This window comes from Pedobacter sp. T50_32 (assembly GCF_057652195.1).
This window is the reverse complement of sequence record NZ_JBYFBY010000010.1, coordinates 89,581-106,301: the sequence shown is the minus strand read 5'-3', so window position 1 is coordinate 106,301 and position 16,721 is coordinate 89,581. Positions and strand designations below refer to the sequence as shown.

Sequence of the window (16,721 nt, the reverse complement as noted above, 5' to 3'; positions counted from 1 at the left end):
CCCCTCTTCCTCCGAAGCGGAGTGCAAAGGTAGAAAAAATATATCCACACACAACACAAGAAGCGTTTTTTATTTGATACAAGGCACAACCAGCTGGAATACAATGAGAAAAAATGACATGCTATTATCGGAATGATGACGCACGGCCAGATATGTGGTGCGGATTGCAGACTTTAAACAATCATTAAAGGTATTTGGATTGGGATATAAAATTTAAAAAAGATGCCAAGTAAGAATATCGATACCCTTTATATAGCAGAAAAACATAGAAAGGTTAGCTCGGAAGTGGAAATTCCATCTAATTGGGCTTATGTATGTATGTATGTATGTTAGTATACTTAATACGACTATTATATATAGGAGGTGGAGTTTATGAAGCAGTTCTTAATCAAAACTATTTTTTAAATGTCTATTAGTTCAAACTTTGTCACACGCCACAGGCGTGCGCTAGCGAGGGCCGCAAAGGAGCTTTAATACTATATTTATTATAAAATCCGGGACATTCCGCATTACATTATATTATCGCAAAGAAAGTAAGAGCTCCGCAAAGGGCGCAAAGATTGACCTATTGGCACCATGCAGGTAAGCGGAATACCAATGGCAATGCCTTTGAAGAGTAAACCTGATGGAAATGAAAAGCCCGCAGGTGTAGCATAGCGAAACCGAGGACTTGTAATGAACAGCAGGGCTAGCGGACGACAGCAGCAGGGCAGTACATTTTCTAATTATCTTATTGTTAAAATTTGTTAAGTATTTTACAGCTTTGTTGGCTTTAAGTAGCTTAGCCTTTATTATTTAATTGACGTTATCGTATTATTACCTTATCTTTGCAAAATGTTTAAAATTAAACACCTTATTATTTCTTGTTTTGCCATTGCAATTTTGAGCTTTGGTGCGTGCAAAAGTCGTTTCGAAAAGTTGCGTTTAAGTAATGACGTTGCCAAAAAATACCAAGAGGGGATTAGATTATACAATAAGAAGGATTATAATAGGGCGTTGATCTTGTTTGAAGGCTTAGTACAAAAGTATAGAGGAACAGCAGAGGCAGAGGATTTGAACTATTATTATGCTTATACGTTATATCGCTTGAAGGATTACACCACGGCTCGTTACAAGTTTAAGGAGTTTGCTGATACTTACCCTGCAAGTAAAAACGCTGAAGAGTGTAGATATATGGGGGCTTATTGCTATTATTTGGATTCACCAAAATCTTCTTTAGACCAAGAGAATACTTATAAAGCGATTGATGCGCTTCAATTGTTTATTAACCTTTACCCTAAAAGTGATAGAGCTACGCAGGCGGCGCAATATATTGCTAACTTAAGAGATAAATTGGAGACCAAAGCTTTTGATAATGCAAAACTTTACTACACTTTAGGTGGCTACGATATTAGTAATTACAAGTCTGCGGTGGTGGCTTTGAAGAATGCGCAAGTAGAGTTTCCGGACATTAAGTATGCTGAGGAAATGAATTTACTAATTGTAAAGGCACAGTATATGTATGCTAAAAACAGTTATCCTTTGAGACAAGAAGATCGTTTTAACGAAGCTATTGAATATTATAATGAGTTTATAGAAGCGTATCCAACCAGCAAGTTTGCCAAAGAGGCAAAACAATTAAAAGCGGATAGCGATGCGGGAATTGTAAGCGCTAAAAAAATATTAGCAGAAGAAGCTGCTATGATTGCTAAATATAAGGCCCTTGAAGAGGCTGATAAAAAAGGCGACAAACAAAAAGATACTACTACTAATAACAAGAATTTAGATAATAAAACACAAAAATAAAATGAGTACTCCAAAACCAGCGATCCCAAATACTACGGTTACTAGAAATGTTCATGATTTGGATAGATCTACTGATAACATTTACGAGTCATTAGTGATTATTGCTAAAAGAGCTAATCAGATCTCTAACAACATGAAAGAGGAGCTTCACGGTAAATTAGCTGAATTTGCTTCGTCTAATGATAACTTGGAAGAGGTTTTCGAAAACAGAGAGCAAATTGAAATTAGCAAGCATTATGAGCGCTTACCTAAGCCTAGCTTAATTGCGATGGATGAGTTCTTAAACGACAAGGTTTATCACAGAAACCCAAGCAAAGAGCAAAAATAATTAGTTGGGCGTAATGCGTTAAAGCATTTACGTGTAAACAACATATGATAGCCACAGCTGCACAAATTTGAATTTGTGTGCCTGTGGCTTAAGTGCTTTATGAGCTTTGGGTTTTCTATTTCATCTTCTATCAAAATTCTTCATTGATTGAATAGAGATTGATAAATACTTTTTTATTCGAATACAGACATATTAAAATCTATACAAAATTACGTTTTTTGAGCTCACCGCCGCTGGGCTCTTACTTTTTGACCGCAAAAAGTAACAAAAACTCTCGGTTGCTTATTTTTCTTTCAAAGTAAATGCTTTGGCTTATTGGTGCAGCCCGAAAAATAAGAGACCGAAATTTAGTTGAACGGTTGATTGAGCGGCTATCGCTTGCGAATAGATTAAAATTTATTCAACTCACATTAATTATATTGTGCATAAAAGGAATTTATCTAAGTTTGTTTTTAAATGCTGAATAATAAAAATATTCTTTTGGGTGTTTGCGGTAGTATTGCTGCATATAAATCGGCTTTGCTAGTTAGGTTATTGGTTAAAGCTGGAGCTAACGTTAAGGTAATTCTTACTGCTGATGCTAGTAACTTTATTACCCCACTCACTTTGGCTACGCTTTCTAAAAACCCTGTGTATACCCAATATTTTGAGGAAGAAACCGGCGTATGGAGTAACCATGTTGAATTAGGCTTGTGGGCAGATTACATGATTGTAGCTCCGGCAAGTGCTAACACTCTTGGTAAAATGGCCAATGGACTTTGCGATAATTTATTGACTGCCGCTTATCTTTCTGCCAAATGTCCTGTGCTTTTTGCACCAGCAATGGATTTGGACATGTGGAAGCACGAAAGTACGCAAGAAAATGTAGCGAGGCTGCAAGGCTTTAGCAATATTTTGATTGCACCCGGAAGTGGCGAACTAGCTAGCGGATTACATGGTGAAGGCAGAATGGCCGAACCAGAAGAAATTGTTGCTTTTTTGGAGAACTACATTAAGAAAGATCTTCCACTTTTGGGAAAACAAGTGATGGTTACCGCTGGCCCAACCTACGAAGCGATAGATCCGGTCCGCTTTATCGGAAACCATTCGTCGGGTAAGATGGGATTTGCTATTGCTGAAGAGTTGTACCATCTTGGTGCCGAAGTAACTTTAATTTCTGGCCCAAGCTCTTTGACCACCCCCACCGGTGTTAAGAGAATTGACGTAGTAAGCGCCAAAGAAATGCTAGATGCTTGCCTCGCTCACTTTGAGCGTAGTGCAATTACGGTGATGAGTGCTGCCGTTGCCGACTACACCCCTATTGCTGTTGCTCCACAAAAAATCAAGAAAAAAGAGGATCAGTTTAGTATTGAACTGAAGAAGACCACAGATATTTTAGCGACTTTAGGTCAACAAAAAACAAACGGGCAGCTGCTGGTAGGTTTTGCTTTAGAAACTATCGACGAGGAAAACTATGCCAAAGAAAAGCTTAAAAAGAAGAATTTAGATTTAATTGTTCTTAATTCTTTGAATGATAAAGGTGCTGGTTTTAAAACTGAGACTAACAAAATCACTATCTTTAACAAAGCTTTGGACAAAACTATTTTTGAAACTAAATCGAAAGCGGCAGTTGCCGAAGATATTGCTGCCGAAATACTAAAACTTCTGAATAGAAGTTAATACCAATAATTGAAAAACCTAATGAAGAAAACTACCATTCTGTTACTCTTGTTTTTGGCAAGCTTTATGGCTTATGCCCAAGAATTGAATACACGTGTACAAATACTGGCCCCTACAGTTAACAATGCCAATCGCAGAAATTTGGACGTGTTACAGAATACCATTAGAGATTTCATGAACAATAACAAGTGGACTGATGAAACTTATTTACCCCAAGAGAAAATAGATTGTAACTTGGTAATTAACGTAACCGCCTGGGACGGCAATGCTGGCTACACTGCCGAGGCTCAGATCCAATCGAGCAGACCTGTATTTGGAAGTTCGTATTCTACTACTTTACTAAACATGAGTGATAAGGATTTTGCTTTTAGTTTTAACGAAGGACAAGCGCTAGATTTTTCTGATCAGAACTTTATTACCAATTTGAGTTCTTTGTTAGGTTTTTACGCTTATACCATTATCGGATTAGATAAAGATAGTTTTGGAAAACTAGGTGGTACCCCTTTTTATCAGAAGGCATTGAATTTGATTAACCTCGCACAAACTGGCGGTGGCAAAGGTTGGAGACCTGTAGATGGCTTAAGAAATAGGTACTGGTTAAATGAAAATTTGCTTAACAATTCATTTAAAGGATTGAGAACCTTTATCTACGAATATCACTTAAATGGTTTAGATAAACTGCAAGCGAATGCCAATGGCGGTACAAAAAGTATCATGTCTTCCTTATCAGATTTAAAGCAATTTGATAAACAGAAATTAGGCTCTATTTTTCCTAATGTTTATTTTGCAGCAAAGGCTGATGAAATTACCAATGTTCTTTCTTTGGCAGATCCTCAAGACAAAATGAAAGCTTATAATCTTTTGGTAGAGATTGACGCACCGAATACACAGAAATACGAAGGGCTGAAGAAAAGAAATTAGTTTACTTAGTAATTTGCCATCCTAGTTTAATTCCCACCTGAAAAATTGGACCCTGGTAGTTGTAGCCGAACATTGCTTCATGATAGTTTCTTGTATTTAGAAGTTGACTATTTCGGTTAAGTACCTTATAACCTAATCCAACAAATGCGTCTAGTACCACAGAATTAACCTCAATGTAACGGCCAAAATTCCCATAGAATACCAATGGGTTTACTTTATGTGTTTGTTGCGTATTACCATAACTGTAATAAGTAATTCCATTTTCTTGGTAGCTATAAAAAGCTGGACCATCTAGGTTTAGTTCTAAACGTCTATACGTAACACCTGGTGAAAAATAATAGGAGTTTACTCCACCGGTTTCCTGAAATTTATATTTGATACCGAAATTAATCCCCAAACCTGAGATTTTATCATTTACAGATTCGCCGAAGCTATTTTCTTGTTTGTATAAACTATTTACTCGCCCACTGTAAAGCTCAGCACCAGCAACAAATGCCAACGGCTTCTTGGACTGTATTTCTGCATCTATCTTAATAGCTTTATTGAAAAGGTAAAGTGGATGTAAGGTAACACTGATTGCTCGTATGTTATCTGTACTTTCCTTTTTGTGCTTACTTTCTTGTGCGCATAATGTAGAAGAAACGACACAAAGTAGCCAAGAAAGAAATAGTGAGCGTTTCTTCATCTATAATTTACCGATATTAATCTGACTTAAGAATTTCGGTTGAGCTGTGCTAATATCGTACTGGGTCAACCCTTTTTCGCCAACCAACATGAGGGTATTTCCGTGCACAATAGCGTCACGAGCTTTAACGTTAATTGTACCTTTTGAGGTTAAGTTTGGACTATTACTTACATCAAACCATTTTACAACATCGTCACAAACGAATAAGTTGTTTCCGTCAAGTGCCATTCCCAAAGGTCTATTCATTACAAGCGCTTTAAGGAGTCTTGGGTTATTTTTATTCGCAATATCAATAACTTCCAATTGATTTACCCCTCTAGAGCATCTAGTAGCTGACGTACTTAACGTTACAAAAGCGTGCTTATCATTGGCTACTACCGGATCGCAGCTACGAATATGTTGATAAATGCTTAATCTTTTCGGGCTTAAAGGATCCGTTACATCGTACATATACATCCCTACTTCACTTCCCATAAATAAGGTATTACCCAAGGGAAAAATTGTTTCGATATCAATTCCAGCCTGCATATCTCCTTGGTAAACAGGATTGCTTTCGTCTTTGATATCGAATATTTTAAGTTCTGTAGTAGTAACCGTATAAAGATTATCACCAACTATTGCGAAGCGAGCTAAGGAACCAGCTTTGCCGCTAGCGCTGCCTGCAGGTGATGAATCGCCACTTTTGCTACAAGAAAAGAGGCATGCTATGATGAAAATATATAAAATTGATTTCATGTCTGTGCTATTTTTTCCAACCAACAATAATAGTTCCCTGCGGTCTGTTTCTCTCGCTAAATTTATTTGGAATTTCTCCTGCATCTGGTGGTGCTACCTCAGGAAACACATTCGAAATACGTTTCAATATCTTTAAGTTTCCATTCCTGATTTCATTTAAGTCTATAGAGATGAAATCGATGGCATTATCTAAATAAAGGACTTCATTTTTTATAGCCATATCTACGCAGCCTAGTGCCGAAATGAAATATTTGTTTACAGGTTTACTAGGGTCTGTATTATCTATAATATGTACACCTTTAAATTGTTCACTAATGAATATATAGTTGTCTTTATGATAAATCTTAGCAGCTTCCAGAATATCTGTAGCAGGCATTAACTTTACCGAGTTAACCAGATCTGTTTTAGAAACTAAAACCGGAGTGTATTCCGTAAAAACGATAGGTTCTGCTCTGCGCAGGCAGCCAGAAACAAATAGCACGGTAAGCAAAGCTGCTAACCAGAGCGACTTGGTAGATTTTTTCATGAACGTTAATAATTTAAAACCAATGCAAGATAATAGGTTCAATCATAAAAACGAAATAATCTGCTATCAGTCAGCAAAATAAGGATTAGATAAATACTAAATCCTACAAAATTTGTTAATTTTTTGTTAAATCATTTTGATTATACGAATATGTTCGTACATTTGAATACGAAAAAATTCGTAATCGTAACAAATGAGCAATAACAACATCAAACCTACTGAGGGAGAAATGGAGATTTTACAAGTGCTTTGGGAAAAGGGCAATTGTACGGTAAGGGAAGTTCACGAAGCCTTAAACAAGAAAGATTCAGGTTATACCACTACCCTGAAACTGATGCAAATTATGCATGAAAAAGGATTGGTTGATAGAGATACCAGTGCTAAAACTCATGTGTACCGAGCATTGATCAATAAAGAAACTACTCAACAACATTTGGTCAAAAAAATGATCGATAATGTTTTTAACGGATCGGCGGCAAGATTAGTGATGCAGGCTTTAGGCAACAAAAGTGCAAGCAAGGAGGAGATAGATTTAATTAAAGAATATCTAGACAAACTTGAAAACAAATAATCATGGAAGCCATTATCAACAACCTTATTAAAGCTATTGGATGGAGTATTTTACATTCGCTATGGCAAGGTGCAATCATTTTTGCGATTTTATTCATCGCCTTGCAAGTAAAATCGAACTTTAGCGCAAGGTTAAAGCACAATTTAGCTATGGGTGCATTAGTATTAACTTTTGTTAGCTTCTGTTTAACTTTTGCATCGCTGTTTAATATGCCGAAAACTGCGACTATAAATGGCACAGCAACAGATTTAAGTAACGTAGCTTTAGGGCAGTTGTATGGTTTTACAGAAAGCTGGAGCTTTAAGACAGAAAGTTATTTCCCTTTTATCGTAGCCTTGTATGCTATTGGAATTGGTTTCCAGCTTGTGGTATTGGTTTCTAGCTACATTAAACTTAAACAACTAAAGCAAACGCAAATTACGGCCATACCTGCAGAGTGGCTAGCGGTTGCAGAAAAAACCTTGTCAAAACTAGGTATTGCCAAGAAAGTTAAATTCTATTTGTCGGAAAAAGTTAATGTGCCTTTGGCCGTTGGCTTTTTAAAACCAGTGGTTCTTTTCCCAGTTGCATTGGTAGCGCAATTAGATATTAAGCAGGTTGAGGCAATATTGATCCATGAACTTTCTCACATTCGTAGAAATGATTATGTATTAAATCTGATTAAAACTGGCATCGAAACGGTGTTGTTCTTCAATCCATTTGTATGGCTAACCTCTAGATTTATCCATATTGAAAGAGAACACGCTTGCGACGACTTAGTGGTAAAGTTTACGGAAGCGCCTATCACATACGCTCATGCTTTGTTGAAATTAGAACTCATTAAAGACAAAACACAGCCTGCGCTTAGTTTAGCGGCTACGGGCAAAAATCAACACTTGTATCAACGTATTAAAAGAATTACCGATATGAAAACCAATTACATGAACGCAAAGCAAAAAATATTAGCACTTTGCTTAACACTTGCTACTGTAGTATCGTTAGCTTGGATTAATCCAACCGAAAAAGAACAAAAAACCAGTAAAAAGAAAACTACTACAGTCTCAGAAATAATTAACGCTACCGTTGGCAAAGAGGAATTATTTAGCTTACCAGCGGATACCGACACGGTTAAAAAGAAAGTTAAAAGAGAGATCATCATTAAGAGTAAGGACGGAAAAAAAACAGTTTACAACTCTATTGATGAATTGCCAGATAGTTTGAAGATCAAGTTAACTGATTTGGAAAAAACCATAAACTCGCCAGAATGGCACGAGCAATTAAGCAAAATTCAGCTTAATGGTCTAGAGATTTCTAAAATGTTTGAATCGAAGGATTGGAACGATAAGATGATGAAGATTGAGTTGAATGCGAAGGAAATGGAAAAGATGTTCAACTCGTCAGAGTGGAAAGACAAAATCGCAAAAATTGAATTTAACGGCAAAGAATTAGAGAAAAAGTTCAATTCTCCTGAGTGGAAGGAAAAGATGGCGAAAATAGAATTACACTCTAAAGCCTTAGCAGAAAAGTTTAACTCGCCCGAATGGAAAGAGAAAATGGCTAAAATTGAGTTGAATGGCAAAGAGCTAGAGAAGAAGTTCAACTCACCAGAGTGGAAAGCGAGAATGAAAGACATCGAAATTAAGGGCAAAGAATTAAGCGAGAAATTCAATTCGCCTGAGTGGAAGAAAAAGATGAAGGAAATGGAGGAGTTACAGAAATCGCCAGAGTATAAAAAGCTGCGTGAGCAATATGAAAAAGATGTAGAAGAACTGAAAAAGAAAAAAGGAATTTCTATTGAAAAAGCATTTTTAATTCACGATAGCGCTATGCCAATGCACATTGCTAACTTACCACACACAACAGCAAGCAATATCAAAAGAGTATTTGTTAACGCTCCTAAAATTAAAACCGAAGTTTGTGCAGAAACAGCGGTTAAGGCTTTAACAGATATGACTGAAGTAAATTAATTACACAACAAATGATATAAAGGGCAAGGGTTTTTACTCCTGCCCTTTTTTGTTTCTTTACTGCTATATTTCACCACCAAGGACACAAAGAACACGAAGTTGGTTGATATTTAAGTTGATGATTTTCTTTGATGGGATTTAAAAATCTATTGGTTGTTGTGAATTTTCGGGACAGCTTGTGCACGTTGGCGGGGACGCCAACTTGGAAACTGCACTTGTTGGCATCCCTACTTTCCTTGTTGGCGTCCCCGCCAACATACATTTTGTTTCCCTCTCTAGTTACAAGTTCTAAGAAAACCAATGTTGATGAATATTAAATTAACCACAAAGGCACAAAGAACGCTAAGGTTTGAGTACTTGAGGCAATTTGCATTTGTTGATACATACCACTGTTGCATTTGCGCCCAGCACTTGGTGATTAGAATTGGTGGTTGTTAAATAGCCCGGATTGAAGCGGAAATATCCCGATTTTATCGGGAATTGGAGCGGAAAGCCGGATTGACATTGATAGCAGCAATTGCCTTGCGCTTCGAAAAATATGGAAACAAAAAAGCCGAACTATAATTAAACAGTTCGGCTTGAGTATTAAAACAATAACAATTAATTGCTAGATTTCTTGGTATCGTCGTTATTGATACTGCGTTCGTTCTTTTTGATAGAACCTTCTAATTTCCCGAATTTCCAGTTTAAACTGCAGAAAACTCTACGGAAGTAATTTTCGCGGATACGTTCTTGCGTAAAATTAATTCCTTCGGTATAGCTTCTAAATGCCCTAAACTTTTGGAAAGGGTTGGCAACAGAGGCAGAGAATGTCAATTTATCTTTGATGATATCCTTGCTGCCACCAAAACCTATGTAATAGTAATCGTTAGATTTTCCTTGCAACATTACGTCTGGCGCACCATAGTTCCCAGAAATGGTGGCTTTCCAAGTTTTCTCGAATTTATAGCTAGAATTAAAGCTGGCATAACCAGTAATACCACTATTTTTTGCCAGCACGCCGTCAATCATCCCCTCTAACCAAAGGTGATTAAGGTTTCCGCTTAGGCTTAAATTCCACTTTGGTGTGATTGGATAGTTGAAATTAACGTTGGTTCCAAGTAATCTGTCTTTACCAATGTTTAGCGAGGTAATTCTTGTTATATTCTCTGTTTCTAGAAATTGAAAAACCCTATGTTGGGTGTTGTTTGCGAAGTTGTAGCTTAAGCTTACGTTTAACGAGCCTTTCTTAAAGTTGCTATATGTAAGTTCGAAATTGTTGCTCAAAACAGCTTCCAAATCTGGATTACCCACATATTCGAAACCTGGCGTGGCTTTATCTACAAATGGATTTAAATCCCAAATACCTGGGCGTTGAATACGCTGTGTGAAACCTAAACTTACACTTTGGCTATTCTTTAAAGTTCTGTTAAAAGACACCGACGGAATAAGATTGAAATAATTAGTTTTTACCGACGAATTACTGGTTTCGAACAATCCGGTAACATAAGTAGCCTCTAAACGTGCGCCTGCCTTGAAAGTCCAATCTTTCATTTTCAAAGTATAAGTATTGTAAACGCCGTATATATTTTGATCGTTGCTGTACACATTGCTTTGATCAGAATCTGTGATGTATCTATTTTGTGCAGCGTCGAAATTTAAAAACTGGAAATTACTTTCGCCGCTTCTTAAAATGGCCTTAACGCCCGCTTCTACTGTTATTTTTTCAAATGGGTTGATATAATCTAACTGCGCCGTTTGTTCTTTTGACTTACTGATGTTGTCTTGTTTGTAATTCGTGTTTGGAAAATTTACGGTATTTAGAAAACGGACATCGTTGATTTGTGGTTCTTTATTATCGAAAAACTTGTAGGAAAACGTTAACAAGTGTTCCTTTTTATTTTTAAAGCCTTTTTGATAATTAAGTGTGTAATCTGTACCAGTCCATTCGTAACGGGTGCTATTGGCGATATTGTATGAAGAAGGAATTGAGCCATTTTGTATGTCGAAATGTTGGTTGAGATCTTGTTGGTTGTGACCGCCATAAGGATTGATTTCGGCAGTAATAAGGTTTAATGAATCTATCTCGTAGCTTAACTCGCCACCACCCCAAGCCCAAAAATTATCTGTTTTTTGAAAGCCAACAGAATAAAGGCTTGAAAATGGAGTAGGAGCTACACTTTTTCTGATGTTAGTGGTTTTGATACCATCTACTCGCCATACACCAGTACCTCCATATAAATTGGCGCCAAAATTACCTTGCTTAATGGTTAAATTTGCATTAACACCCGGACTAAATGGCTCTTGCATACGAGCATTGACATTACCGTTGTAGCCATTTGCCACCTTTTTTGAAGTAATGATGTTGATGATACCTGACAAGCCCTCACTTTCGTATTTTGATGGCGGTGTGGTAATCACCTCAATTTTTTGTACACCATTTGCTGGCATACTCCTCAGATATTCCTTTGGATCTCTAGTTAAAACGCCCGATGGCTTTCCATTGATAAGGATACGATAATTACCCGTTCCTTTTAGCTTCACGTTGTCATCTGCATCTACAGAAAGCAGCGGAACTTTACGCATCATATCTAACACAGACAGTACTTTACTTTCCGGGTCGGCCTGAGTATCGTAAACAATTCTATCTGGCTCTTGCTTAATGATAGGTTTGCTGGCCACAATTGAAACTTCGTTTAAGTCGTTACCTTGAGGTTTCATTAAAATTCTTCCTAAATCCGTTTCTTTTGATATGGTTATTGGCCATTGTTTAGATTGATATCCTATAGAGCCTATGATTAACTGATATTGACCAGACTTAATAGATGTTAAGGAAAACTTTCCTTGCTCGTCTGAAACTACTGTTTTTAAAACTGCGGAATCTTTTTTCAAGGCTATAGTGAAATATTCTCCAGGTTTTTGGGTAAGGCTGTCGATGAGTACACCTTTGATTGAAAATGTTTTGTCTTGCGCTTTTAAGTTTATTGAAGTGAATGCGAATAGCATTACAATTGAAAAAACTAGATTGGATCTGCTCATTATAATAAGTTAAGTTTGGTATGCGATTTTACAATCGTCTACCCATCAGACGGGAAATTTTCAAGAACGTTGCATGGTTTCATAAATAAAAATGCTTCCAAAACCAGTAGAAATCACAAGTGTCTGATTTTTAAACACTAAATCGTTAAAATTTTATAATTTAGAATCATGAAGTATTTTCTCTATATACTTGTCTGTTGTAGTACAATAGCATTGGGCTGTAAAAAGAAAACAGAAAATTTACCCGAAACCCTGTTGGGAAATTGGCAAACAACACAGGAAACTTGGCACAAAGTATATCCTGAAAACAGGAGTTTTTCTAAAAAACATGATGTAAACAAAGAATTTTACTCTTTTAAAGCACTAGAAATTAGCGACAAAAGAATAAAAATTATCGACCCTGATGGTGATCATGCCCATCCTAATTATACAACAGAATATAATACCTCAACAAAATCAAATTATATCAAGATAGGTAATGGCTCTACAGCTATATACGAATATATTCTTTCGGATAATTCTTTAACACTTAAATCATATTCTTCTGGCAGACCAGACGACATTGGACCAAACTATTCATATAGAGAAATTAAGTTAAGCAAGGATAATTAAATGTTTCTATTATAATTTCTTTAGTTTTTCTTAAAGCCTTTGGTTTTGTTAATTTAGCGGTAGATATGCTACAAAAACTTTCTATACGCAACTACGCTTTAATTGATACACTAGAAATCGATTTTAACAAAGGATTGAATATCATTACTGGTGAAACCGGTGCTGGTAAATCTATCATTTTAGGTGCGCTGTCGCTAATTTTAGGTCAACGGGCAGAAAGTAAATACTTTTTTAACCAAGAGAAAAAGTGCGTGATAGAAGGTAGTTTTTTGCTGGTGGATGAACTGTTGAAACCTTTATTTGAAAGCAACGACTTGGATTTTCAGCAGGAAACTTTATTGCGTAGAGAAATTGCGATAGATGGAAAATCGAGAGCTTTTGTAAATGATACCCCTGTAAATTTAGGCACTTTAAAATCAGTTGGCGAGCAGTTAATTGCCATCCACTCGCAGCATGCCACGCAAGAAATTAGCAATGCCGATTTTCAAATGCTAATTTTAGACGCGTTGGCAAATCATCAGCCTTTGCTTAAAAATTATAAAACAGATTTTAAGCAGCTGAAACAAATTGAACAGCAGTTAAAAGATTTGCAACAAAAAACTACTGAAGCCAAAAACAAGCAAGATTACGAGCAGTTTTTGTTTAGCGAATTAGAGCAAGCTGCATTAAAAGATGGTGAGCAGGAAGATTTAGAGAAAGAACTAGAGAAACTCACACATGCCGAAAGTATCAAGCGTTCGTTGTTGGCTAGCGCAAGTTTAATTAGCGACAATGAAACCGCAGCCATTAATTTAGTAAAAGAAGCTAGTTCGCAGTTAAACACTGTAGAAAAATTTGATGCTGCTATTGCCGAATTGAACGAAAGATTAAAATCATCATTAATAGAACTAAAGGATATTGCCAGTGAAATTAGTGCAATTGAAGAAGGAACTGAGCATAATGCACAGCGCCTAGAAACCATTCAAGAAAGGTTAGATCTTTTTTATAGTTTACAACAAAAACATCGTGTAAGTAGTAATGCCGAATTATTGGCGATACAAGAACAACTTTCGGAAAATTTAAATGCCATTTTAAATAGCGACGAACAATTGGCAAAACTTCAGAAAGAAATAGATACGCTAAACCAAAGTTTGTTTAAGCAAGCAGAACAGTTAGATAGCAACCGAAGAAAAGCAATTACTGTTGTTGAAAAAGAAGTTGGAAAAGCACTAAAGCAAATGAGTATGCCTAATGCTGCCATCAGTTTTAATTTGTTGAAACAAGCTCAACTGAATATTAATGGCATCAATGAAGTTCAATTGTTGTTTACTGCAAATGCTGGTCAGCAGGCGGCACCAGTTGGTAAAGTTGCTTCGGGTGGTGAACTTTCTAGGTTGATGTTGGCGGTAAAAGCTTTGCTAGCAAAACACACCTCCCTTCCCACCCTAATTTTCGACGAAATTGATACGGGTATTTCTGGCGAAACTGCTTTACGTGTGGGCGAAGTAATTGATGCTTTAGCTGCTGATATGCAGATTTTAGCCATTACCCACTTGCCACAAATTGCAGCAAAAGGCAATTCACATTATTTCGTTTACAAGCATGAAAAAGCAGATAAAACCACTACTGGAATTAAGAAGTTAGCGACTGAAGAACGTGTTACCGCAATTGCGGAGATGTTGAGTGGTAAAAACCCTGGGGCATCGGCTTTAGAAAATGCAAAAGAGTTACTTAACGTATCTTAAATCCCAGAAACCTAAAAAAGAAAAAGCTGGGCTTAGAGGCCCAGCTAATCACAACCAAACAAAAATATTACGCTAAGTAATAAATCTTTAATATTCTTCTTGCGCCATTATCGCATAAAACTCGTGAATGGAATTGAACTGCGGATGCAATGAAACCACATTTCCAAACACCAATAAAGCTGGCGAACTTAATTTCTTTTCTTCTATTAACTCTTCAATCGTATCTACAATTCCCACTACCACGTTCTCTTCCGTAGACGATCCATTTTCGATTACCGCAACTGGCAAGCTTGCTTTACCTTCCAATTTGAAAATCTGAGCAATCTCTTTTATTTTCTCTATACCCATCAAAACCACAATAGTAGCGTTAGATTTTGCAGCAACGTACAAATCTGGAGAAATTTCTCCCTGTGCATTGGTTCCAGTTACTACCCAAAAACTCTCGCTCATATTGCCATAAACCATCGGGATTTTTTGCAGCCCTGGTACACCTAGCGCACTCGAAACCCCTGGCACAATTTCCGTTGGAATGCTGTACGATTCGGCAACGTTAATTTCCTCGTAGCCACGAGCAAAAACAAATGGATCTCCGCTTTTTAATCTTACCACGTGTCCATAGTTCAAAGCATAATCTATCATTAATTTGTTGACTAATTTTTGAGAGAAAGACTCATCATCAGAACGTTTGCCCACATAAACCTTAATCGCGTTTTCAGGTGCATGGTTCAACAAAGCTTCGTTTACCAAAGCATCGTACAAAACCACATCTGCACTTGCCAATGCCTTCACCCCTTTTAAGGTTAACAAATCTGGATCACCAGGACCAGCACCTACCAAAGTTATTTTAGGTTCAACAGTGTTTCTTTCTACTTTTTCTAAAATCATTGCGCTGTATTTTTAATCAACAGCACAAATGTATATAAATTCTACCTATTTAGTAGTGTTTATTTAAAATAAAATATAATACATTGATAATTAATCGAATAATTTTAATGTGCTATAATTTTAGAAGCGCAATTTCAGCTTTTCATAGCTGCCAACAGTCCTGCACTCCGTTACAAGTCCTCCCCAAGACAAGCTTGGGATGCGGGCTTTCCACTTCGTTCAGGGCTATTTTACTTTGGCGAATACTGCTATGTGCGTAAACCATACGACCTTCCATTAAGCGTATTTAGACTAGACGTCTTGCTTTAGGCAACCTGTCATGTCGAGTTTCGAGACATCTATTTTTACAGGCTTTCAAATAGATCCTTCGCTACGCTCTGGATGACAAGACCCGTTAGTTAATTTCGTCATACCTGCATAAGCGGGTATCGTAATGCAACAACCAAAGGCTGCATGAAATCCAGGCCTATAACGAAGTGAAAAGCTACGAAGTAAACTAAATTTGGGATGACGAACTATTAGCAGAACTTAAGTCAAATTCCTCTCTCTAAACCAAACTTCATCTGGTGCGGAAGAGAAACATTGCATCTTTTCTACTAAAATGCTTGCATCAGCTTCGTTAAATACCAAATCTCTATTGGTTTGCTTTAAGAATTGATGCTTTACCATCATGTCCATCTGAGCAAAAAGTGGATCGTAAAAACCACCAACATTTAAAACGCCGATAGGTTTAGCATGTAAGCCTAGCTGTAACCAAGTTAGCACCTCAAAAAATTCTTCCAGAGTTCCAAATCCGCCAGGTAAAATCACAAAACCATCAGATAAGTCTGCCATTTTTTGCTTACGCTGGTGCATATTTTCAGTAATAATCATTTGGGTAATGCCCTTGTGTCCTACTTCTTTATCCATCAAGAACTGCGGAATTACACCAGTCACGGTTCCGCCTAAAGCCATCACTTCATCCGCAATTACGCCCATTACGCCTACACTCCCGCCACCATAAACCAAGCTAATTTCTTGACTGACCATTGTTTTGGCCAAGTCTACAATAGCTTGTTTCAGGGTTTCATCGCCATTGAAATTTGCACCGCAATAAACACAAAGTGATTTTAGTTTCTCCATGCTTCGAAGATAAAACTCTTTTCGCAAAAAAATAGTCGGCAATTGCCGACCATTTTTACACAAAGACTTACGAATTTTAACTTTGACCTATCTTATTTTCCTTATGGAAAAGTTAAGGGCTTCGCCGTTTAAAAACTTCGTAAGTCTAATCTCCAAAACATGTCCTCTAGTCTTCGACAAGCTCAGACTGACAGAGAACAGAAA

Annotated in this window: 14 protein-coding genes; 8 read left to right on the top strand and 6 right to left on the bottom strand. The window is 37.0% G+C overall.

Annotated features, from left to right (window positions below; translation table 11 throughout):
- The first annotated feature begins 834 nt into the window (after positions 1-834).
- From AC23ME_RS20525 to porD, 4 genes are all read left to right on the top strand, one after another.
- Positions 835-1,785, top strand: a complete 951-nt coding sequence (locus AC23ME_RS20525) for an outer membrane protein assembly factor BamD (RefSeq protein ID WP_487729604.1) — start codon at positions 835-837, stop codon at positions 1,783-1,785.
- A gap of 1 nt (position 1,786) precedes the next feature.
- Positions 1,787-2,113, top strand: a complete 327-nt coding sequence (locus AC23ME_RS20520) for a DNA-directed RNA polymerase subunit omega (RefSeq protein ID WP_308851086.1) — start codon at positions 1,787-1,789, stop codon at positions 2,111-2,113.
- A 456-nt stretch (positions 2,114-2,569) separates the two neighbouring features.
- The gene (gene coaBC / locus AC23ME_RS20515) at positions 2,570-3,772 is read left to right on the top strand and encodes a bifunctional phosphopantothenoylcysteine decarboxylase/phosphopantothenate--cysteine ligase CoaBC (RefSeq protein WP_487729603.1); all 1,203 of its coding nucleotides are present in this window, start codon (positions 2,570-2,572) and stop codon (positions 3,770-3,772) included.
- A 21-nt stretch (positions 3,773-3,793) separates the two neighbouring features.
- The gene (porD, locus tag AC23ME_RS20510; RefSeq protein ID WP_487729602.1) at positions 3,794-4,693 is read left to right on the top strand and encodes a type IX secretion system protein PorD; all 900 of its coding nucleotides are present in this window, start codon (positions 3,794-3,796) and stop codon (positions 4,691-4,693) included.
- A 1-nt stretch (position 4,694) separates the two neighbouring features.
- On the opposite strand, the gene AC23ME_RS20505 is transcribed toward porD, so the two are convergent.
- From AC23ME_RS20505 to AC23ME_RS20495, 3 genes are read right to left on the bottom strand one after another with little or no spacing between them, the layout of a single operon-like run.
- Complete coding sequence (locus tag AC23ME_RS20505; protein ID WP_487729601.1) at positions 4,695-5,378, bottom strand: hypothetical protein; 684 nt, start codon at positions 5,376-5,378, stop codon at positions 4,695-4,697.
- Positions 5,379-6,113 carry an LVIVD repeat-containing protein gene (locus tag AC23ME_RS20500; protein ID WP_487729600.1) on the bottom strand — a complete coding sequence of 245 codons (735 nt, stop codon included), beginning with the start codon at positions 6,111-6,113 and terminating at the stop codon, positions 5,379-5,381.
- 7 nt (positions 6,114-6,120) lie between these two features.
- Complete coding sequence (locus AC23ME_RS20495) at positions 6,121-6,639, bottom strand: hypothetical protein (RefSeq protein WP_487729599.1); 519 nt, start codon at positions 6,637-6,639, stop codon at positions 6,121-6,123.
- 193 nt (positions 6,640-6,832) lie between these two features.
- Here AC23ME_RS20495 and AC23ME_RS20490 point away from each other — a divergent pair, with 193 nt between their 5' ends.
- Positions 6,833-7,210 carry a BlaI/MecI/CopY family transcriptional regulator gene (locus AC23ME_RS20490; RefSeq protein WP_487729598.1) on the top strand — a complete coding sequence of 126 codons (378 nt, stop codon included), beginning with the start codon at positions 6,833-6,835 and terminating at the stop codon, positions 7,208-7,210.
- Between the two features lie 2 nt (positions 7,211-7,212).
- A complete protein-coding gene (locus AC23ME_RS20485) occupies positions 7,213-9,156 on the top strand; it encodes a M56 family metallopeptidase (protein ID WP_487729597.1) in 1,944 nt (647 codons plus the stop codon).
- A 600-nt stretch (positions 9,157-9,756) separates the two neighbouring features.
- On the opposite strand, the gene AC23ME_RS20480 is transcribed toward AC23ME_RS20485, so the two are convergent.
- Positions 9,757-12,174 (bottom strand): outer membrane beta-barrel family protein, encoded by a 2,418-nt coding sequence (locus AC23ME_RS20480; RefSeq protein WP_487729596.1) that lies wholly within the window; start codon positions 12,172-12,174, stop codon positions 9,757-9,759.
- 168 nt (positions 12,175-12,342) lie between these two features.
- On the opposite strand from AC23ME_RS20480, the gene AC23ME_RS20475 reads away from it, so the two are divergent.
- Positions 12,343-12,786, top strand: a complete 444-nt coding sequence (locus tag AC23ME_RS20475) for a hypothetical protein (protein ID WP_487729595.1) — start codon at positions 12,343-12,345, stop codon at positions 12,784-12,786.
- A gap of 65 nt (positions 12,787-12,851) precedes the next feature.
- The gene (recN, locus tag AC23ME_RS20470) at positions 12,852-14,510 is read left to right on the top strand and encodes a DNA repair protein RecN (RefSeq protein WP_487729594.1); all 1,659 of its coding nucleotides are present in this window, start codon (positions 12,852-12,854) and stop codon (positions 14,508-14,510) included.
- A gap of 87 nt (positions 14,511-14,597) precedes the next feature.
- Here recN and cobA read toward each other — a convergent pair whose 3' ends face one another.
- Together cobA and AC23ME_RS20460 are read right to left on the bottom strand one after the other, a co-directional pair.
- Positions 14,598-15,395: a uroporphyrinogen-III C-methyltransferase gene (cobA, locus tag AC23ME_RS20465; RefSeq protein WP_487729593.1), complete on the bottom strand. Its 798-nt coding sequence runs from the start codon at positions 15,393-15,395 to the stop codon at positions 14,598-14,600.
- A gap of 528 nt (positions 15,396-15,923) precedes the next feature.
- The gene (locus AC23ME_RS20460) at positions 15,924-16,517 is read right to left on the bottom strand and encodes an LOG family protein (RefSeq protein ID WP_487729592.1); all 594 of its coding nucleotides are present in this window, start codon (positions 16,515-16,517) and stop codon (positions 15,924-15,926) included.
- Between the last annotated feature and the right edge of the window lie 204 nt (positions 16,518-16,721).